This is a genomic window from Gaetbulibacter sp. M235 (assembly GCF_043876835.1).
In the GTDB taxonomy this organism is placed as follows: Bacteria; Bacteroidota; Bacteroidia; order Flavobacteriales; family Flavobacteriaceae; genus Yeosuana.
Genome location: NZ_JBAWJZ010000002.1, coordinates 410043 through 430878 on the forward strand (window position 1 = coordinate 410043; position 20836 = coordinate 430878).

21 protein-coding genes are annotated in these 20836 nt (G+C 33.1%); 7 read left to right on the top strand and 14 right to left on the bottom strand.

Going from position 1 to position 20836, the window contains the following annotated elements; genetic code table 11:
• Positions 1–34: 34 nt before the first annotated feature.
• The 5 genes from V8G69_RS04585 to V8G69_RS04605 all read right to left on the bottom strand — a co-directional run bounded on the left by V8G69_RS04585 (position 35) and on the right by V8G69_RS04605 (position 4165).
• Complete coding sequence (locus V8G69_RS04585) at positions 35–598, bottom strand: hypothetical protein (RefSeq protein WP_394880631.1); 564 nt, start codon at positions 596–598, stop codon at positions 35–37.
• 159 nt (positions 599–757) lie between these two features.
• The gene (locus V8G69_RS04590; protein WP_394880632.1) at positions 758–1609 is read right to left on the bottom strand and encodes a hypothetical protein; all 852 of its coding nucleotides are present in this window, start codon (positions 1607–1609) and stop codon (positions 758–760) included.
• A gap of 192 nt (positions 1610–1801) precedes the next feature.
• Positions 1802–2263: a nuclear transport factor 2 family protein gene (locus V8G69_RS04595; RefSeq protein WP_394880633.1), complete on the bottom strand. Its 462-nt coding sequence runs from the start codon at positions 2261–2263 to the stop codon at positions 1802–1804.
• Positions 2264–2712: 449 nt separating this feature from the next.
• Positions 2713–3078 carry a fluoride efflux transporter CrcB gene (gene crcB, locus V8G69_RS04600; protein ID WP_394880634.1) on the bottom strand — a complete coding sequence of 122 codons (366 nt, stop codon included), beginning with the start codon at positions 3076–3078 and terminating at the stop codon, positions 2713–2715.
• 64 nt (positions 3079–3142) lie between these two features.
• Positions 3143–4165 (bottom strand): GyrI-like domain-containing protein, encoded by a 1023-nt coding sequence (locus V8G69_RS04605; RefSeq protein ID WP_394880635.1) that lies wholly within the window; start codon positions 4163–4165, stop codon positions 3143–3145.
• A gap of 187 nt (positions 4166–4352) precedes the next feature.
• Here V8G69_RS04605 and V8G69_RS04610 point away from each other — a divergent pair, with 187 nt between their 5' ends.
• Complete coding sequence (locus V8G69_RS04610; RefSeq protein WP_394880636.1) at positions 4353–6392, top strand: dihydrofolate reductase; 2040 nt, start codon at positions 4353–4355, stop codon at positions 6390–6392.
• Positions 6393–6642: 250 nt separating this feature from the next.
• Here V8G69_RS04610 and V8G69_RS04615 read toward each other — a convergent pair whose 3' ends face one another.
• Complete coding sequence (locus tag V8G69_RS04615) at positions 6643–6828, bottom strand: hypothetical protein (RefSeq protein ID WP_394880637.1); 186 nt, start codon at positions 6826–6828, stop codon at positions 6643–6645.
• Positions 6829–6878: 50 nt separating this feature from the next.
• Here V8G69_RS04615 and V8G69_RS04620 point away from each other — a divergent pair, with 50 nt between their 5' ends.
• The gene (locus V8G69_RS04620) at positions 6879–7265 is read left to right on the top strand and encodes a hypothetical protein (protein WP_394880638.1); all 387 of its coding nucleotides are present in this window, start codon (positions 6879–6881) and stop codon (positions 7263–7265) included.
• Positions 7266–7312: 47 nt separating this feature from the next.
• On the opposite strand, the gene V8G69_RS04625 is transcribed toward V8G69_RS04620, so the two are convergent.
• Entirely contained in the window at positions 7313–8380 is a 1068-nt protein-coding gene (locus V8G69_RS04625) for a branched-chain amino acid aminotransferase (protein ID WP_394880639.1), read from the bottom strand.
• A 92-nt stretch (positions 8381–8472) separates the two neighbouring features.
• On the opposite strand from V8G69_RS04625, the gene V8G69_RS04630 reads away from it, so the two are divergent.
• The 3 genes from V8G69_RS04630 to V8G69_RS04640 all read left to right on the top strand — a co-directional run bounded on the left by V8G69_RS04630 (position 8473) and on the right by V8G69_RS04640 (position 10816).
• Complete coding sequence (locus V8G69_RS04630) at positions 8473–8976, top strand: DUF4920 domain-containing protein (protein ID WP_394880640.1); 504 nt, start codon at positions 8473–8475, stop codon at positions 8974–8976.
• 18 nt (positions 8977–8994) lie between these two features.
• Positions 8995–9684: a tRNA (5-methylaminomethyl-2-thiouridine)(34)-methyltransferase MnmD gene (gene mnmD, locus V8G69_RS04635; protein WP_394880641.1), complete on the top strand. Its 690-nt coding sequence runs from the start codon at positions 8995–8997 to the stop codon at positions 9682–9684.
• A gap of 226 nt (positions 9685–9910) precedes the next feature.
• On the top strand, positions 9911–10816 hold the full coding sequence (locus V8G69_RS04640; protein ID WP_394880642.1) for a TIGR01777 family oxidoreductase: 906 nt from the start codon (positions 9911–9913) through the stop codon (positions 10814–10816).
• Positions 10817–10836: 20 nt separating this feature from the next.
• Here the strand turns inward: V8G69_RS04640 and V8G69_RS04645 are convergent, their stop codons facing one another.
• Both V8G69_RS04645 and V8G69_RS04650 read right to left on the bottom strand, forming a co-directional pair.
• Positions 10837–11193 carry a DUF779 domain-containing protein gene (locus V8G69_RS04645; protein WP_394880643.1) on the bottom strand — a complete coding sequence of 119 codons (357 nt, stop codon included), beginning with the start codon at positions 11191–11193 and terminating at the stop codon, positions 10837–10839.
• Between the two features lie 65 nt (positions 11194–11258).
• The gene (locus tag V8G69_RS04650; protein ID WP_394880644.1) at positions 11259–12758 is read right to left on the bottom strand and encodes an aldehyde dehydrogenase family protein; all 1500 of its coding nucleotides are present in this window, start codon (positions 12756–12758) and stop codon (positions 11259–11261) included.
• Between the two features lie 211 nt (positions 12759–12969).
• Here V8G69_RS04650 and V8G69_RS04655 point away from each other — a divergent pair, with 211 nt between their 5' ends.
• On the top strand, positions 12970–13884 hold the full coding sequence (locus tag V8G69_RS04655; RefSeq protein ID WP_394880645.1) for an AraC family transcriptional regulator: 915 nt from the start codon (positions 12970–12972) through the stop codon (positions 13882–13884).
• A gap of 48 nt (positions 13885–13932) precedes the next feature.
• On the top strand, positions 13933–14622 hold the full coding sequence (locus tag V8G69_RS04660; protein WP_394880646.1) for a peptidoglycan DD-metalloendopeptidase family protein: 690 nt from the start codon (positions 13933–13935) through the stop codon (positions 14620–14622).
• Positions 14623–14775: 153 nt separating this feature from the next.
• On the opposite strand, the gene V8G69_RS04665 is transcribed toward V8G69_RS04660, so the two are convergent.
• From V8G69_RS04665 to V8G69_RS04685, 5 genes are all read right to left on the bottom strand, one after another.
• The gene (locus V8G69_RS04665; protein ID WP_394880647.1) at positions 14776–15303 is read right to left on the bottom strand and encodes a hypothetical protein; all 528 of its coding nucleotides are present in this window, start codon (positions 15301–15303) and stop codon (positions 14776–14778) included.
• A 242-nt stretch (positions 15304–15545) separates the two neighbouring features.
• Entirely contained in the window at positions 15546–18899 is a 3354-nt protein-coding gene (secA, locus tag V8G69_RS04670; protein ID WP_394880648.1) for a preprotein translocase subunit SecA, read from the bottom strand.
• A gap of 166 nt (positions 18900–19065) precedes the next feature.
• Entirely contained in the window at positions 19066–19287 is a 222-nt protein-coding gene (locus V8G69_RS04675) for a DUF2795 domain-containing protein (protein WP_166963690.1), read from the bottom strand.
• Positions 19288–19519: 232 nt separating this feature from the next.
• Positions 19520–20092, bottom strand: coding sequence for a cob(I)yrinic acid a,c-diamide adenosyltransferase (locus V8G69_RS04680; RefSeq protein ID WP_394880649.1), 573 nt, complete (start codon positions 20090–20092; stop codon positions 19520–19522).
• 30 nt (positions 20093–20122) lie between these two features.
• Positions 20123–20812, bottom strand: a complete 690-nt coding sequence (locus tag V8G69_RS04685; RefSeq protein ID WP_394880650.1) for an ABC transporter ATP-binding protein — start codon at positions 20810–20812, stop codon at positions 20123–20125.
• Between the last annotated feature and the right edge of the window lie 24 nt (positions 20813–20836).

The window sequence follows — 20836 nt, forward strand, 5'->3', positions numbered from 1 at the left end:
TGTGTTTGGATATGGTTTCGTTTCAAATAGTTTTTTAATCAGACAAATCTTGCGTTAATTGTAATTCTCCAACATAGCTACCACTAACAGTTCCAAAATCATTAGTCTCAAAAGTGAAATTCAGAGTGTAAATATTATTAGTGCGTTCGACTGTTAAACTTCCGGAAGTTATTTGGTTTTCATTAATGTCATTTGAGCTTATCACACAGTTATTTTCCACAACAATATTGGTTACAATGTTGGTTTCATTTAGTGATGGTTCAGTTGTCATTAATTCATAATTGTAAGTTCCGTTAGCTAATTCAGTCACAGAACTCGAAGTTATGTTAAAAATGATTCCTTGCGTCAAGTCATTGGAATAATCACAAGCGACGCCGTACCATTCGTTATTTATTATAATTCCGTTTATTAGATAAATTGCGTGTCTGCTATTATTTGTTCCATCAAAAGCAGACAGAATAAACCCATTTGGGATAGAATATTCGGTTCCGTTTAGTGTGAAATTAGATTTTGTTTGGTTTTGATTATCGTCATCAGATGAGCAAGATAGGATTGTTAATCCGATAAATATTCCAAGTAATAAATTCAGTCTTTTCATTTCGTAAATTTTGGGTTTAAATGTCACAGTATTGTGTATGGTTAGTTGCGTGGTTTAGCGGTTAATTTAGCAAGTACACTCCAAGTTGGAAATTCCGCAGGAATTTCCAAAGTAGGCGAGAACGAGTAATTACTTATAGGCATTGTTGGCAAACGTTTTTTATTCGTAGTAATCAATATCATATATTACAGTATCTCCTGAAAAAGTTCCATTAACATTTGTCGGATAATTTTCGCTGTCATATGTGTAAGAGAATGTTGTTGTTCTGCCACTTACTTCGTTTATTGATGTAATATTGTTTTTGAGATATGGGAAACTGTAACCTTCAAATCCGCCTATGTAAATTCCATCAAATTCCGAAAAGAACTCAATAAACCGCTCAATATAAATGGATTCCAATTGTCCATAAAACGGGTTTATTTTATTATCGTATTGTATTGTGAATTCTGACAGCAGATTGTCTGTGTTGTCATATGATTGGGCGGAAACCAAATTTCCATTTGAATCATAGCCAAAGTTTGTGTATTGATTGCTTTCTGTTACTTTAATTATCAATCCATTATTGTCTAGCTCTAATTCTGCTTGGGCACTTGTATTTCCTTCAATTGTTCCAGACAATGTAATATTATTGCCATTGTATGTTATTGTTACATCTTCACTATTTGCAGAGTAACTTGATAGAAGTCCGTTTGAATTATATGTATAAGTATAGGTGTCACTATATGATGACGAACCTGTTTCTTGGTAATCCCATTCGGTTAATTTATTTTCAGAGTCATAAGTAAAACCAGAGATATATCCAAAACTGTTGTAGGTTCCGTTAAAACTCGAAATCAAGTTGTTGCTATTGTATGTGTAATCTACTTTTCTAGTTTCAGAGATTTTTTCAGTTTTAACTAGTTTGTTTGTTGTTGGCTCAGGCTCTGGATTGTCAGAACTTTCATTAGATGAACAAGAAAATAGGATTGCGTTAAGTAAAATAAGGGTCAGAATTAAATTTGTTTTTCTCATAAAGTTTGTTTTCAACGGTAAATTGTATGAGTAGTGGCAGATTGCGTGGTAGTTTCCTGTCAAACCGCTACGCAGTTTGAGCGGTCTGCAAACATTGATACTTACCACATCGCCTGCCATTACTTATACAAAATGTTAGCAGTAGTTTTTCATTTTCCAAGATTAGATACAGAGCATTGGTTTAATATCGTACTAATCTGTCCATGCCCATAAAATATTTATAATTTTCCACTCGCCTTTAATTTTCCCAAGATGTATGTAGTCAAAAAAAGCATATCTGTTCTGTTTAGCTTTGATGGTCGCAATATTATTTTGTATATCGAAGATGATTACCTCAACTTTGAAAGGTTCTTGAAGATTTACATCCGCTTTATACATCTGTGAAAAGTCAACTGTTTTGATATTATATAAGAGGTGTGACCAGGGCATATTATCCAACTTATAATCGCCGTTTTCGTCTGTTGAAATGATTCTTTTTGCAAGTTCTGGATGTATGGCTTTTTCGGCTCTTAAATAATCGTTGGTATTAAGACCTTCAAGATAATTTAGCACTGTTTCTTTAATTTTTAGTGAATCACTTTTTGTTTGTCCAAATAAAGTGCTGCTCGATATAAACATTATCACTATGCAAAATACTTTAGTTATTTTCATCATTGTTTCCTTTAATTTTGTGCCTACTCTAATTCAGTTTTCGGCTGACCTGTATTTCTGTTTCAAATTACTGCTAACAATTGGATATAAACAATTGTCTATATCTACATTATATACTACTAATATAATAAATATATTCTTACAAGAGCAAACGTTTTTATAGTAAAAAAGTACTTATTTATGGTTTTATTTTACTTCGTTCCGACCTTTGTTCAGCCAAAGCTCCATCTAAACAAAATACACTCGAACAGTAGCTGAACAAGGCTCGAACAAAACCCGAACAAAACCCCTGATTTTTTAGGCACTTGTGTCAATATGTGTTAATGTGTGTCAATATGTGTCACGGATTTGCAAATTAACCAGACGCTTTTTAATATTACAGTTTGGTAATACTAAAAGCAATCAACGCGTTAACAAGATATATTTAATACTAAATAAAAAAGAGAAGGTGTTTATTTTACTAAAAACATCCCTAAAAACACTGCTAAAAAGCCAACAACAAAACTGGCTATGGTATAAAAGGCAAAACTTGTAAAATCACCCGATTTTAAAAACACATGGTTTTCGTAAGCAAATGTTGAAAAGGTAGTGAAACCACCACAAAATCCTGTAGCTAAAAGTAAGGTTTGATTTTGCGACAAGGTGTTGTTTTTAGCTGCCAGCCCAAGAATGATACCTATTAATAAACTTCCTAATATGTTTGCTGCAAAGGTTCCGTAAGGAATACCGGTTTGTGGGCTGTTAAGATACTTTCCAATAATAAATCTGAGTACGCTGCCAAAACCTCCACCTATAAAAACAAGTATTAATTGTTTCATTACTTTACTTTTATTTGTTTTCTGATATCAAAAATATGATAAATATTCAGATACAATAAGTAAACTAGTCTTTTAAAGCAATATAAATTTCGGTTTTCCACTCTGCAGGATTGGTAACTATAGAGCTATCATTTAAATAAACTTCAAGCATGGGGCCATTATCGGCAACGGTATTGCCACTGTTGGTTATATATTTCATGCTCATATCCCAAGCTTCTTTTAAATTGGTATAGTCGCCTTTTAAAGTGGTTTTTAAGGTTCTGAAGGGTTCTAACTGGCCTGTTAAAATATCTGGTTGGTTGGTGATTACTTTTGATGTGGTTGGAATGCAACAAGAAAACATAACGGCATTGTTTTCAGCATCGTAAGAATGGTAATTAATAAACGGAAAACCAGAAATAGCTATATTGTTTTCTTGGGCATATTTTTTAACTTTCGGCAATAAGTCATCAATGGAATTTTTAAGGTTATCAATTTTTGAAGAGGTTGAATTATAAATATAAAATCCACCACTATGCTCGGTTATTCCATTAATTTCTATGCTGTATTTTTTCATATTGGTTACCACGATACTATCTAATTTCTCAAGGCTCCTTTCGTAATGTGTTTCTATTTCATGTTCCAAATCGCCCATTAATACAGCATTCATTTTAAATTTAAAAGATAAATGGTTTGCTGTTATGGTCCAGGTTACATTGGTAGAACCATCATCATTCGACTTGAATTTCCAATTAAGATTAGACGTTGGGAAGTTAGAAATTTGCATGTCTTGATCAATACTTGAAAAAGGTGTAGCATCTGTAGTTTTTATGGTTCCTGCGCCATTATTATCTTCCCAAAAATAGGTGCCATTAATACCTTTAGTTTGATTGGGAAGTGAAATTTCAATGTCAGGATCTGCTTCTGCCCAAGCCGACCAAGCTTCCCAGTTTTTAAAATCAATAACATTATTATAAATAACCGATGCAGGGGCTTTTATGGTTCGTGTTTTGCTTATTTCGAAACTGTTTGGTTGAACGGCTATATATATACAAAACCCTATGGTGATGATAAGTAATAAAAAGAGTAAATATTTAAATGTTTTCATAGGGAAGGTTTAAAAAAAACATAAATCAAAGGTAGTCAAATTTATTCAGTCATTAATAAATTCTTATCTTTGATGCAATAAAAATCAATAATTAATAATTAATACTACTTTATTGAAATTATTCTATAATGAGCTTGTTATTAATTATGCGTTTTTTAAAAATCATAAAAAAATCAATACTTATTAAATGAAACTAAAATCAATATTAGGATTGTCAATAGTTGCTTTATTTTTGGCATCCTGTGGAAATGAAAAATCCAACCAACAAACAGAAGATTTAACTGTAAAAGACAGTGTACAATTTAACTATAATGTAGAGCAATTTGCCGACATTAAAATTTTAAGGTATCAAATACCTGGTTGGGAACAACTTACTTTAAAAGAACAAAAATTGGCTTACTATCTTACTCAAGCAGGCTTATCTGGCAGAGATATTATCTGGGACCAAAATTACCGATACAATTTAACCATTAGAAAAGCATTGGAATCTGTTTATACTAATTATCAAGGCGATAAAACTACGGCAGACTGGAAAGCTTTTGAAGTGTATTTAAAACGTATATGGTTTAGCAATGGTATTCATCATCATTATTCAAATTATAAAATTAAGCCTGAATTTTCGCCAGACTATTTAAAACAATTATTAGCAGATACTAATACTGTTTTAGAAGGCGACCCTTTTGATGTTATTTTTAATGACGTTGACGCTAAAAAAGTAGATCAATCAAAAGGTATTGATAATGTAGCTCTTTCAGCAGTTAACATGTATGGCCCAAATGTGACCAATAATGACGTTATTAATTTTTACAAGAGCAAAACATCACCAGATGCTACAAAACCTTTATCTTATGGTTTAAACTCACAATTAGTTAAAGAAAATGGGGTACTTAAAGAACGTACTTACAAATCTGGTGGATTATATGGTTCGGCCATAGATGAAATTATTAAATGGTTAGAGTTGGCTAAAGGAGTTGCAGAAAATGAGGCTCAGGCAAATGCTTTAGGTTTATTAATAGACTATTATAAAACCGGCGATTTACAAACTTGGGACGATTATAATGTAGCCTGGACAGCGGCCACTCAAGGAAATATTGATTATATAAACAGTTTTATAGAAGTTTATAATGACCCACTAGGTTATACTGGTTCTTATGAATCAGTTGTTCAAATCAATGATTTTGATATGTCTAAAAAAATGAAAGTGGTATCAGACAATGCACAGTGGTTTGAAGATAATTCTCCCTTAATGGATGCTCATAAAAAAGAAAACGTAGTTGGTGTAACTTACAAAGTTGTTAATGTTGCTGGTGAAGCTGGAGATTCGTCTCCAAGCACACCAATAGGCGTTAATTTACCAAATGCCAACTGGATTAGAGCTGCTGTAGGAAGTAAATCTGTTTCGCTAGGAAATATTATTGAATCATACAACAATTCAGGAAATACAGACAGATTAAAAGAGTTTGTAGATGATGAGGAAGAACTTCAACTTGAAGAAACTTACGGACAATTAGCCGATAAATTGCATACTGCCTTGCACGAAGTTATTGGCCATGCCTCAGGAAAATTAAATCCAGGAGTAGGAGAGACCAAAGAAACCTTGAAAAATTACGCCTCTACTTTAGAAGAAGGTCGTGCAGATTTGGTTGCCCTATATTATTTATACGACTCAAAATTACAGGAACTAGGTTTGGTAGACGATTGGAAAAAAGGTGGAATGGCTGCTTATGATGGTTATATAAGAAATGGTTTGATGACCCAGTTAATCAGACTGAACTTAGGCGATGATGTTGAAGAAGCACATATGAGAAACAGACAGTGGGTTTCTGCATGGGTTTTTGAAAAAGGAAAAGCCGATAATGTTATTGAAAAAGTAACTCGCGATGGCAAAACCTATTTTAACATTAATGATTATGCTAAATTACACGACCTTTTTGGCCAGTTACTACGTGAAACACAACGTATAAAATCTGAAGGCGATTTTGCAGCCGTTGAGACTTTAGTTGAAACTTATGGTGTTAAAGTAGACCAAGTATTACATGCCGAAGTTTTAGAAAGAAACAAAAAATTCACATCTGCACCATATTCAGGATTTGTAAATCCGGTTTTAGTGCCAGAAACCAATGATAAAGGAGATATTGTTTCTATTAAGGTAACACAACCAGAAACTTTTGCTGGACAAATGTTAGATTACAGTGAAACCTATCATTTTTTGCCTGAAATAAACTAACAGTCTAAATATTAAAAGTAAAAAACAGAACCATTAAGGTTCTGTTTTTTTATTTACGCTAAAAGCTAAAAGCAATATATTAATAAGAATAAGAATCGCTACTGTAATAATAATATTCATATTCATTTGGATTAGTTAGTACTTCTAGTAAGTAGATGCAGAATTTTAAAAAGGTTGCGTTAAATAACAACTATTTATTAAACAAATTAGAAGTCATAATTCCTACCCGAGATTCGAGATTCAGGGAAAATTATTTAAAGAAAAATTTAATTGCAGAAATAAACAGGATAAAAGCAATAAATGCCAATAAAATCCAGATGCTGCCTGGATAAAACTTTTTGTGCAGTTTTAAATCTTTTCTGTATGTAAAGCCTATGGCAATAGCAAAAACAATAAAAAAGATTATACCAAAAATGATTTGACCTTTACTGAACATATCCCTATTTTTATGCAAATTTAATTAAAAGAAAGTTAATCCATTTGCACATGAAAAATAAAATTGATGCCGTTAAGGCTTTTCACACAGCATTTAAATTGGGGCACAGAGAAACCCCAAAAGCAGATTTGGGAAAAAACAAAAACCTGTTGCGTTTTAATTTAATGAAGGAAGAAAACGAGGAATATTTAGAAGCTGCTAATAATGATGATTTGGTTGAAGTTGCTGATGCGCTTGGTGATATGCTTTATATTTTATGCGGGACTATTATTGAACACGGCATGCAACATAAAATAGAAGAGGTGTTTGATGAGATTCAAAGGAGTAATATGAGTAAGCTTGGTGAAAACGGTGAGCCTGTATATCGTGAGGACGGTAAGGTTTTAAAAGGCCCCAACTATTTTAAACCTAATATAGAGGATATTTTAGGGAAATAAAAAAGAGCAGCCAATTTGGCTGCTCTTTTTTATAATAGAATTTATTATTATTCAACTTTAAATCTCCATCCAAACGGGTCTTCGCATTTGTTGGTTTGAATATCTGTGATATTTTTTTTTAAGGCACTTGCATAAGTATGTTCTAATTCTGGTAACTCATAGTCTTCACCATGGTAACCAAAACCAGATATAGGAGAAATAACCGCTGCTGTACCAGCACCAAACATTTCTTTTAACGAACCATTTTTAGCAGCTTCAACTACTTCGTGGACACTTATTTTTCTAACTTCAACAGATATGCCTTCGGATTTAGCTAGTTCAATAATACTTTTACGAGTAATACCGTCTAAGATTCTATCGCTTGTAGGTCCGGTAATTAGGGTGTCATTAATTCTTATAAAAATATTCATGGCACCAGCTTCTTCAATATACTCATGGGTATTGTCATCTGTCCAGATAACTTGTTGGTAACCTTTTTCAATAGCTAATTGTGTTGGATAAAATTGTCCTGCATAGTTTCCACCAGCTTTAGCGTACCCAACACCACCGTTAGCTGAACGTGAATATGTTTCTTCAATTAATACTTTTACTTTTCCAGAAAAATAAGATCCAGAAGGTGCACAAGCAATTATGAATTTATATTCATCAGCAGGAGATGCATGAAATCCGTTTCCGGTTGCAAAAACAAACGGACGAATGTATAATGAACTACCTTCTTTTTTTGGAATCCAGTCGCTATCAACTTTTAGCAAGGTTTTTAATCCTTCCATAAAATAGCTTTCTGGTAATTCTGGAATAGCCAATCGTTTTGCAGAAATATTCAAACGTTTAAAATTGTCTAAAGGTCTGAACAAATAAATATCATCATTAGCATCTTTGTAAGCTTTCATGCCTTCAAAAATAGATTGTCCGTAATGGAAAATTTTAGAAGAAGGATCTAATGCAATAGAGTGATAAGGAACCACTTTTGGCGCTTGCCATTTTCCATCTTTATAATTGCATTCCAGCATATGATCTGAAATAATCTTCCCAAAACTTAAATTTTCAAAATCTACTTCTTTAATTTTAGAAGACGTTGTTTTTATTACTTCTATGTCATTCATTATAGCATTCATTGTCTAGATGTTTTATAGCACAAATTTAAATAAAAAGGCTTTTAAAAAAGTGTATATTTGAATAAATCTAATAATATTGAAATTTTTATCCTATGAAATCAGTTTTCTTTGCATTTATATGTGTTTTAATGTTAAATTCTTGTAAAAAAGAAACTAAAACCAAAGAAGCTCCAATGGGAGCAGTTGCAGAAAAGCAATACAAATCCTTTGGAAAGGAAATAATTCCCGATGATGCCGTAGCTGCTACATCGATGTCTCAGCATTATAAAACAATGAACGTTGGGGATACTATCAACTCAAAAATGATAGCTAAAGTTGATGAGGTTTGTCAGGCAAAAGGTTGTTGGATGAAAGTTGATTTAGGGAATAGTGAGAAGGTTATGGTGAAGTTTAAAGACTATGGTTTTTTTATGCCTAAAGATATAGCTGGAAAAGAGGTGATAATTAATGGAGTGGCTTTTGTTGAAGAAGTTTCAGTTGATGAGCAACGCCATTATGCTGAAGATGGAGGAGCTACAGAAGAGGACATAGCCGCCATTACCGAACCTAAAAAGACACTCTCGTTTTTAGCGGATGGCGTTTTGTTAATAGAATAAATACAAGCCGATAATTTTGTGAAACGACATATAATCACCACAGCAGATGGTTCAAAAACCATTCAGATTGAAGAATGGAATGAGCAATACCACTCTGTTCACGGTGCCATTCAAGAAGCCTATCATGTTTTCATTAAACATGGTCTGCATCATTTTAATGAAACCTATACAAATTTAAAACAACCAGTTTCTGTTTTGGAAATTGGTTTTGGAACGGGGTTAAACGCGTTCATTACACTACTGGAAGCAGAGCAATTACACATCAATATTGATTATGTTGGTGTAGAAGCCTATCCTGTTACTAGGGATGAAATACAGGAATTAAATTATCCAACAGCATTAAAAGCAGATAATAAAACCGACATATTTGAAAGGTTGCATACAGTAATTTGGGGTAATAAAACCGAAATTTCAATGGGTTTTGAATTGACAAAACAACAGAAAACCTTTTTTGAGATTGATGATAAAAATACTTTTGATATTATTTATTTTGATGCTTTTGGAGCACGTGTTCAGCCAGAACTTTGGACAGAAGCCATATTCCAGAAAATGTATGATGCACTAAAAGTAAATGGTGTTTTGGTAACCTATTCAGCTAAAGGAAGTGTGAGAAGAGCTATGCAGGCTGTTGGTTTTAAGGTTGAAAAATTACAAGGGCCACCAGGTAAACGCGAAATGCTTCGTGCAACAAAGCATTCAACGACTTAAAATTAGTGTAGTATTGAAGTTAAATGCTTCGTGCAACGAGACTCTGAGCATTTGGATTTATTGGAATGTTATGTGCTTTTGAAGAAGCGTAGCATTCTACTCAGTAAAGTGAATTAAATAATTTGCTTTATAAAATCACGGTTTTTTATTATTAATTTAATTGTTAAACCTAACATAATTGTTAAGTACAACACCTACTCATTTTGTAACTTTATAAAAAAAGAAAATGAGTGTATTAATTACAGGTGCTACTGGATTAATTGGGAAGGAAATTGTGGAACTTTGTCTAAAAAAAGACATACAGGTTAACTATTTAACTACCAGAAAGTCTAAAATTTCAAAAAAAACAAACTATCAAGGGTATTATTGGAATCCTAAAACTAATGAGATTGATTTTAATTGTTTTAATGATGTTGATGCAATCATACATTTAGCTGGAGCATCGGTTGCAAAACGCTGGACACCATGTTATAAAAAAGAAATTCTGTCAAGCAGATTGCAAACCACAAAACTTTTGGTAGATAGTTTAAAAAAGCATGAAAATAAGGTGAAGCAAGTAGTTTCAGCAAGTGCTATTGGTATCTATCCGGACTCATTATCTAATTATTATGAAGAGGATCATTCAACAGGAGATGACACCTTTTTAAGTCAGGTTGTAAAGAAATGGGAAAATGCTGTTGATGCTTTTTCTGAATTAGGGATTCCTGTTTCTAAAATCAGGATAGGTTTGTTGTTGTCTAATAAAGGCGGTGCATTGCCAAAACTGATTAAACCTATAAAATTTGGACTTGGAGCTGCTTTTGGTTCTGGTAATTCTTGGCAATCATGGATTCATATAAACGATTTATCAAAACTATTTGTTTTTGTATTGGAAAATAGTTTAGAAGGTGTTTATAACGCGGTTGCACCAAATCCGGTAAGCAATCAAGAACTCACTAAATTATGCGCTAAAGTATTGGATAAGCCTTTGTTTTTGCCTAACGTTCCAAAGTTCTTTATGAAGTTGGTTTTAGGCGACATGCATATACTTTTATTTTTAAGTCAGCGAGTAAGTTCCAAAAAAATAGAAGAAGCAGGATTTGAATTTAAGTACCATCATTTAAAGCCAGCATTGAAGAATTTATTGAATTAAATTTTATTAATCCTTTGAATTCATTTGCTATTAAGAATTGAATTTTCTTTTTCTGTTAATAGTCTGGAATGAATGATAAATCTTAAGCCTAAAGGTATTTCCAAAGAAAAACTTGAGCCTCTGCCTTCAGTAATATCAATTGTAAGATGCGTATGTTTCCAATATTCAAACTGATCTTGGTTCATATAGAAGTTAACGCCTTCAACAGTGCCCAATAAAATATCACTTTCATCAAGATACATATCTCCCTCTTCAAAAATCATAGGAGATGATCCATCGCAACATCCTCCACTTTGATGGAAAATAAGGTCTCCATGTTTTTCTTTTAATTGCTCAACTATTTTGGCGGCTCTTTCTGTAATTGCAATACGTTCCATTTTTTAAAATTGTAAAAGGCTGAATATTAAATATATTCAGCCTTTATAGTTGATATTAAATGATTCTAAAAGAATCCTAATTTATTCTTATCGTATGAAATCAGCATATTTTTAGTTTGACGATAGTAGTTAAGCATCATCACATGGTTCTCTCTGCCAAAACCAGATTTTTTATATCCACCAAATGGTGCATGGGCAGGATAAGCATGGTAACAATTTACCCATACACGACCAGCTTTAATAGCACGAGGTATTTGATATAATTGGTGAGCATCTCTTGTCCATACTCCAGCTCCTAAACCATAAAGAGTATCATTAGCAATTTCTATGGCTTCTGCTTCATCTTTAAATTTAGTTACACATACTACAGGACCAAAGATTTCTTCCTGAAACACTCTCATTTTATTATGTCCTTCTAAAATAGTTGGTTTAATATAAAAGCCGTTAGCCAAATTATCATTTAGTTTGTTAGCTTCACCACCTGTAAGTACTTTTGCTCCTTCTTCTTTACCGATATGGATATAGGATTGGATTTTTTCGAACTGATCGTTTGATGCTTGAGCACCTATCATAGTTTTAATGTCATATGGGTTGTCTTGAATAATAGCATTCGTTCTTGCTATAACACGCTCTAAAAACTTGTCATAAATATCTTCTTGAATCAATATTCTTGAAGGACAGGTACACACTTCACCTTGATTGAATGCAAATAATACAGCGCCTTCAATCGCTTTATCTAAATAGGCGTCGTCTGCATCCATTACACTATTGAAAAATATGTTTGGTGATTTACCTCCTAATTCCATGGTTACTGGATTCAGGTTTTTAGATGCATATTGCATAATCAATTGACCTGTAGTGGTTTCTCCGGTGAAGGCTACTTTGTCCACTCTTGAACTTGAAGCCAATGGTTTTCCTGCTTCAGGACCAAACCCATGAACCACGTTAACAACTCCCGGAGGAAACACATCCGCAATTTTTTCCATTAATAAGGTGGCAGACGATGGTGTCTGTTCTGCAGGTTTTAAAACGACACAGTTTCCTGTAACCAAAGCTGGAGGTAATTTCCAAGAAAGCATCAAGAGTGGGAAATTCCAAGGAATAATTTGTCCCACAACACCCAACGGCTCTTTTATGTTCATGGAAAGAGTATTGGCATCCAATTCTGTAGCGGTACCTTCTTCGGCACGAATACAGGCTGCAAAATAGCGCCAATGGTCTACTGCTAATGGAACATCGGCATTTAATGTTTCTCTGATAGGTTTACCGTTGTCGCAAGTTTCAACCAGTGCGAATTCTTCAAGATTTGCTTCAATAATATCAGCAACTTTATTCAATAAACTTGCTCGATGGGCAGCAGAAGTGTTTCCCCAGCTTTCCTTGGCAGCATTGGCAGCATCTAAAGCCAGTTCAATATCTTCTTTTTGTGATCGAGGGTATTTTGCAATTAGACTGTTATCAATTGGAGATGTATTTTCAAAATACTCACCTCCTAAAGGAGCAACAAACTTACCGTTTATAAAATTATGGTAAATGTCTTTGAATTTAGGTTTAGAATAGCTCATTTGTTTTTTATTTATTGGTTTAACAAAATATTTATCATTTTTTTAAGATTTAAGCATTTATTAAATCATTATATTTTTATGCTTAAAATCAATTAATTGATAATTTCTATAAATATATTTTATCAAATTACAAATAAATTGAACATATTTATTATATTAACGAACATATCTATTATATATCATAATCATTTAACTTTTTGTAATATTATTTATGCAGAAAATATTAAATCAACATCATAATACTAGAAAACTAACAACTTTGGTTGAAAACAGAACGACTTATAATGTTGACTATGCAGAGTTAAATATTTATGAAACACATACTTATGCGGAAAAGGTTTCATTAACATTTGATTTTCCCGTTATTGCCAGCATGCTTACAGGAAAAAAAATCATGCATATTGATGGTTTTGAAGCTTTCAATTTCTTTCCGGGTGAATCGGTGGTCATGCCAACCAATAAGGAAATGGTAATAGATTTTCCAATGGCTACCCAATTAAATCCAACCCAATGTTTAGCATTAGGAATTCAAAGCAGTAAGATTAATGAAGTGGTTGAAAAATTTAATCATTATGTGGCCATTGAGAATGAAAACAATGGCTGGTTAATTGACGATGTTGCTTCACATTTAATAAATAATAATGATGTGAACCATTTATTGCAAAGGTTGGTGTATACATTCACAAATAACACGACCTCAAAAGCAGTGTTGTTGGATTTAATGATACAAGAACTGGTTGTTAGGCTATTACAAACCAAAGCAAAATCACTTATAATTAATGACACAGAACACGTTTTTGATGATAACAGAATTAAGTTAGCTATAAGATATATTAAAGATAATCTTACCAAAATGGATATTTCAGTCGATTTACTTGCCAAAAAAGCATGTATGAGCACATCGCATTTTCATAAAAAATTTAAAAACACCTTGGGGATTTCTCCAATCGATTATATAAATTCTGAAAAAATAAAGTTTTCCAAAAAATTAATAAAGGAAAGCAAGGATTTTAGGATGTCTGAAATTGCATTTAAATCTGGGTTTAATAATTCCAGCTATTTTAATAGAATATTTAAAAAAATGGAATTGATTACACCTCAGGAATTTAAAAAATCCATTTCATAAGCTTGTCAAATTAAAATTTGTTTTATTAATTTTATTTGAAGCTATTTTATGAATACATTTTCAGGAATTTTAGAATTAATAAGCAAAGAGAATCACTATGTACTTGATAGGAACATCCCACTTTCAAAGTACATTCCCATAGATTTATCTGCTGAAAACAAATTACTTCTGGATATTGATGTTTCATCATCTGATACTTTAGGAAGATTTATCAATAAACAAATTAAAAATGAAAACGGATTGGTGGGTTTTGGAGGTTATAATGAAACTAGAAGAATTTATCAGCGTAGTACACATTTTAATGAATTTGATATTGGAAATGAACGGAACATCCATTTAGGAATTGATTTATGGTGTGAAGCTGAAACACCCATTTATGCCCCTTTAGATGCCACCGTTCATAGTTTTAAAAATAACACAAATCACGGTGATTACGGACCAACAATAATTTTAAAGCATTCAGTTAATAATATAACGTTTTATACACTTTACGGGCATTTAAGTTTAAAATCTATTACGAATATTAAAGAAGGGCAAGTGGTTTATAAAGGAGAGAAGATGGCTGCTTTAGGGTATGCATCTGTTAATGGTGATTACCCGCCACATTTACATTTTCAAATCATTAAAGACATCCAGGATTATAAAGGCGATTATCCAGGTGTTTGTAGTTTAAAGAATTTAGAATTTTATTTAAACAATTGTCCTGATCCTAATTTATTATTGAAGTTAAAAATTTAGAAAGTTTCGTTTAACGTGTTTGTGTAAGGATAGTTGCGCGTGCGAGCAACTAACTTACTAAAAATGGAACGAACCAGAGGAAAATCCGCAGGATTTTCCGAGTAGGCAAGAACCAAGCAATTATTTTTACACGGTGTTGTAAGCAGTATTTTTTTAGAAATCAATTTCATCTCTTTTACAATACCAATTTGGGTCACAGCCAGTTGTTACACATCCACCAGATTTATATTCTTTTTCCTTTTTTTCTTCGCCTTTTTTAGTGATTTCTACAATAAGTCCGTAAGAAATCGGAATAACTTGGTCTTCTTTTTTACAAACAGGACAAGTCTTTTTTTCTTTTGATTGGTCATATTTACAAGACAATGAATACGGTATTTTTAAGTCTACTGTATCGTTTGGTTTTAAAAATCCGATTATTGTTAATTCTCGCATATAGGAATGTGGTTCAGTTCTAATTCGGATTGAGTCAGACTCAAGATTATGAAATGAAAAATTGAGATTATTATCAACAACAGTGCTTTTTTCAATTCCATTTATTTCAAGAATTACTTTAGTGTTTCCAGCAATCAATTCAGCTTCTTCTGGAATTTCAGGAATTATTTTTCCGTTAATTACTCCGTTTTGAGCAATACAGAATGAAATTCCGATGAATATTAATATTATGCTGAAGGTTTCTCTCATATTGCTTACAACTGTTATGATATGAAATCGTTTTAATGTTTTATATCAGACGTTAAACGAAGTTAGTTATTTTTTCTGACAAAATCAATAAACATTGTTCTCATTAGTCACAAAAAAAGTCCTGATACATTTTTATATCAGGACTTTTTTATTGTCATTGTGAATCAAATTTTAATTTATGGGGCAATTATTTAACTTGAACAGATTACTTCGTCATACTTCCTCGTAATGACGATGGTTTACTAGTCTTCAATCAAAACCCATTCACCTTTATTAATTAAAGGTTCGGCTTGCTTGTATTTAACGGTTTTATTCTCTCCGCTCATAACATGTTTAATGGTTACCTGGTCATTTCGTCCAATTTTTGGCCTATCTCTAACAATAGTTTCTACTACTTGTTGTTGACGTTGTGTGTTTCCAGCTGCTCTGTTTTGTGCAGAACGTTCATCCATATTTGGAATTTCGTCTTTTTGGGTTTGCAATTTTTCTTGCTTTCTAACTCTGGCTTCCTGAATGGTATTTTGGGTTTCGGTAGGTAATTCACCTTTAAACAAGAATGAAATTACATCTTTATTAACCTGATCAATCATAGCTTTAAACAATTCAAAAGCTTCAAACTTATAAATCAGTAACGGGTCTTTTTGCTCATGAACGGCCAACTGCACCGATTGTTTCAACTCATCCATTTTGCGTAAATGTGTTTTCCAGGCATCGTCTATAATGGCAAGCGTAATGTTTTTTTCAAAATCTGTAATTAACTGTTTCCCTTGTGTTTCATAAGCTTTTTCAAGATCTGTTACTACTTGTAAACTTTTAATACCATCAGTAAAAGGTACTACAATACGCTTAAATTTATCGCGTTGGGTTTCATATACATTTTTTATTACTGGAAACGCCATATCCGCATTACGACGCATTTTCTCTTTATAATGATCGAATGCCGCTTTGTAAATTTTTGATGTTATTTCCTGAGCTGATAATTTTCCAAATTCATCTACAGAAATTGGCGATGGCATAGAAAAATATCTGATTAATTCAAACTCGAAATTTTTGAAATCATTAGCAGCTTTATTGGTTTCAGAAATGATTTCAGACGTATCAAAAATCATATTTGCTAAATCTACTCTAAGGCGTTCACCATGTAAGGCATGACGGCGGCGTTTGTAAACAACCTCACGTTGCGCATTCATAACATCATCATATTCCAATAAACGTTTACGAACCCCAAAGTTGTTTTCCTCAACTTTTTTCTGTGCACGCTCAATAGATTTTGAAATCATGGAATGTTGAATCACTTCACCTTCTTTCAATCCCATTCTATCCATCATTTTTGCAATACGCTCACTACCAAATAAACGCATCAGGTTGTCTTCAAGTGATACATAAAACTGTGAACTTCCCGGATCTCCTTGACGACCTGCACGACCACGCAACTGTCTGTCAACACGTCTGGAATCGTGACGCTCTGTACCAACAATGGCTAAACCTCCTGCTTTTTTAACTGCTTCTGCTAACTTGATATCTGTACCACGACCGGCCATGTTAGTTGCAATGGTAACTTGTCCAGGTTGACCAGCTTCAGCAACAATATCAGCTTCTTTTTTGTGAAGTTTGGCATTTAATACATTATGAGGAATCTTTCTAATGGTTAACATTTTTCCTAATAACTCACTTATTTCAACCGATGTTGTTCCAATCAGTACAGGACGACCTGCTTCAGAAAGTTGGGTAACTTCATCAATAACGGCATTGTATTTTTCACGTTTGGTTTTATATACCAAATCTTCCCTGTCATCACGAGTAATTGGTCTGTTGGTTGGTATTTCAACCACATCCAACTTGTATATTTCCCAAAACTCCCCAGCCTCAGTAACAGCGGTACCTGTCATACCAGACAGTTTTTTGTACATTCTAAAGTAGTTTTGAAGCGTTACCGTAGCAAAGGTTTGTGTAGCGTCTTCAATTTTTACGTTTTCTTTGGCTTCAATGGCCTGATGTAACCCATCGCTATATCGACGACCATCCATAATACGTCCGGTTTGCTCATCAACAATCATTACTTTATTGTCAATCACTACGTATTGAATGTCTTTTTCAAAAAGCGCATACGCTTTTAATAATTGATTAAGGGTGTGAATGCGTTCAGATTTTACACCAAAATCTTTATATAATTCTTCTTTTAATTTAGCTTCTTCTTCAAGCGGTAGTTTTTGGTTTTCAATTTTTGCAATCTCCAAACCAATTTCCGGCATCACGAAAAAGTTTGGATCATCTTTACCGGAAAGATATTCAACTCCTTTATCGGATAACTCTATTTGATTGTTTTTTTCGTCAATTACATAATATAGCTCAACATCAACCTTTGGCATTTCACGGTTGTTATCTTGCATGTAATAGTTTTCGGTTTTTTGAAGTAGTTGTTTGATGCCTTCTTCACTTAAATACTTAATCAGTGCTTTGTTTTTAGGCATACCACGATACACACGAAGTAATTTTAACCCACCTTCTTTAGTATCTCCTTCTGAAATTAATTTTCTGGCTTCCGCTAAAACACTCGTAAGATATTTACGTTGAACAGCAACAATATCGTCAACTTTTGGCTTTAACTCATTAAATTCATGACGTTCTCCCTGAGGAATTGGTCCTGATATGATTAATGGTGTACGGGCATCATCAACTAATACAGAATCGACCTCATCGACAATGGCATAATGATGAGGACGTTGTACTAAATCGTTTGGCGAATGTGCCATATTATCACGCAAATAATCAAAACCAAATTCATTGTTGGTTCCATAAGTGATATCTGCATTGTATGCTTTTTTACGAGCTTCAGAATTTGGCTGGTGATAATCAATACAATCGATACTCAATCCATGGAATTCAAAAATAGGAGCCATCCACGCACTATCACGTTTTGCCAGATAATCGTTTACAGTAACTAAATGCACACCTTTACCAGAAAGGGCATTTAAATATACAGGAAGTGTAGCCACTAAGGTTTTACCTTCACCTGTTTGCATTTCGGCGATTTTACCTTGATGCAATGCAATACCACCTATTAACTGAACATCATAATGTGTCATATCCCAAGTGATTGGTTTTCCAGCGGCATCCCAAGAATTTGACCAGATAGCATATTCATTATCAAGCGTTACATAGCCTTTGGTTCCAGATAATTCTCTGTCGAAAGTATTAGCCTTAACTTTTATTTCGGTATTGTTTACAAAACGTTTTGCAGTTTCTTTTACAACCGCAAAGGCTTCTGGTAAAATGGTGTTTAATACATCTTCTGTAATAAGGTAGGCTTCGTCTTTAAGTTTATCAATATCTTGATAAATATCTTCCCGTTTGTCAATGTCTTCTGTAGCCTCAGCCTCAGCAAGAAGCGCTTCTATTTTATCGTTTACAGGTTTGTTGGCTTCAGCAATAGCAGCTTTAAATTCTATGGTTTTAGCTCTTAATTCGTCATGAGATAGCGCTTCTAAAGCTTTTTCAAATGTTTTAATTTTATTGACAATTGGGGTGATGGCTTTTACATCCTGTTTAGATTTATCGCCAACAAATACTTTAAGTACTGAATTTAAAAAACTCATGGTAATATATTTATGTTAACACGTTGCTTTCACAAAGTGTGATTTTATTTATTTTTTATGCGCTTATTTAAAAGCATTCAAAGATACATTTTGTTATGTTGTTTTATAAATATAGGGCATAAAAAAAGTCTCTAATCGAGACTTTTTAACTTTTCTTTATGCTTTATTAATATTCATCCTCATTCCAAAGGTAGTCGTCATCAGTTGGGTAATCAGACCAAATTTCTTCAATTGAATCATAAGAGTCACCTTCATCTTCAATTGATTGTAAATTTTCAACAACTTCTAAAGGGGCACCAGTTCTAATAGCGTAATCTATTAACTCGTCTTTAGTTGCTGGCCAAGGTGCATCGCTTAAATATGATGCTAATTCTAATGTCCAATACATTGTATATTCGTTTAAATTTTTTGCAAAAATAATTTTTTAGTTTAAACAGACAAGAAAAAAATGAATTATTTATATATTATTTTTAAGAACGTATTTTTTTGCTTCAACATATTGAAATTAAAAAGATTAAATACTAAGCTAAAAGTGTTTTTTCTAACTTAAAATATTAACGCTTTGTTTTCTAAAAACAATTTTTGAAAAAGCATCAAAATTTATTATAGCTTCTCAAAAATTAATGTTTCTCTGGAATCCATTTAATTTCATTTGCTTTCAAGTCAAATGACAACTTCCGTGCCAACACAAAAAGATAGTCAGAAAGGCGGTTTAGATATATTAAAGTATGTGAGTCAATGGGTGAGATGTCATTAAGAGCAGTCGCTAAACGTTCTGCTCTACGGCAAACACAGCGTGCAATATGACAGAATGACACTGTTTGATGACCACCTGGCAATACAAAATGAGTCATTGGTGGTAATGCATCATTCATTACATCTATTTCTTTCTCTAAAAGCTCAATGTTTTCAGAAGAAATTTTTGGAATGTTTAAGCGTTCTTTTCCATTTTTTAAGATGTTCTTATCGGGATCTGTAGCAAGAATAGCCCCAACGGTAAATAATCGGTCTTGAATATGAATAAGTAACTCTTTATAATGGAGATTGATGTCCTGATCGCGAATTAAGCCTATGTGTGAATTTAACTCATCAACCGTTCCATAACTTTCTATGCGGATGTGATGTTTTGGAACACGAGTTCCACCAAATAAAGCAGTGGTTCCTTTATCACCGGTCTTGGTATAAATTTTCATCTGTTAAAAATTTAAAACAAATATATGCAATTAATGAGGGTTCAATGTGTCGGTACTTATCATACCATCAATTAAACGAATGATTCTTTTAGCACGAGCAGCTACTTCTTCTTCATGGGTTACTACTATAACCGTATTTCCTGCTTTATGGATGTCTTCAAAAAGATTTAAAATTTCCAATGATGTTTTTGAATCTAAATTCCCTGTAGGTTCATCGGCTAAAATAATGGATGGCCGGTTAACTAAAGCACGACCAACTGCAACACGTTGTCTTTGTCCACCCGAAAGCTGGTTGGGTTTGTGATCCATTCTGTCTTCTAAACCTACACTTACCAGGACTTCTTTGGCACGTTTAGTTCGTTCATTTTTTGAAAAACCTGCATACACCATTGGCAATGCCACATTATCTAAAGCAGTGGTTCGTGGTAGTAAATTAAAGGTTTGAAAGACAAAACCAATTTCTGTATTTCTAACTTCGGCCAATTCATCATCCGACATTTTGCTAACATCCTTACCATTTAGCACATAAGTGCCAGCGGTAGCCGTGTCCAAACATCCAATAATGTTCATGAGGGTAGATTTTCCTGACCCAGAAGGTCCCATAATTGCCACATATTCACCACGTTCAATATCTAAATCAATGCCTTTTAATACGTTAACGGTTTCCTGACCTAATTTGAAGTCGCGAATGATATTTCTAATTTTAATAACGTTACTCATAAGAAGAATTCTATGGTGTTTGAC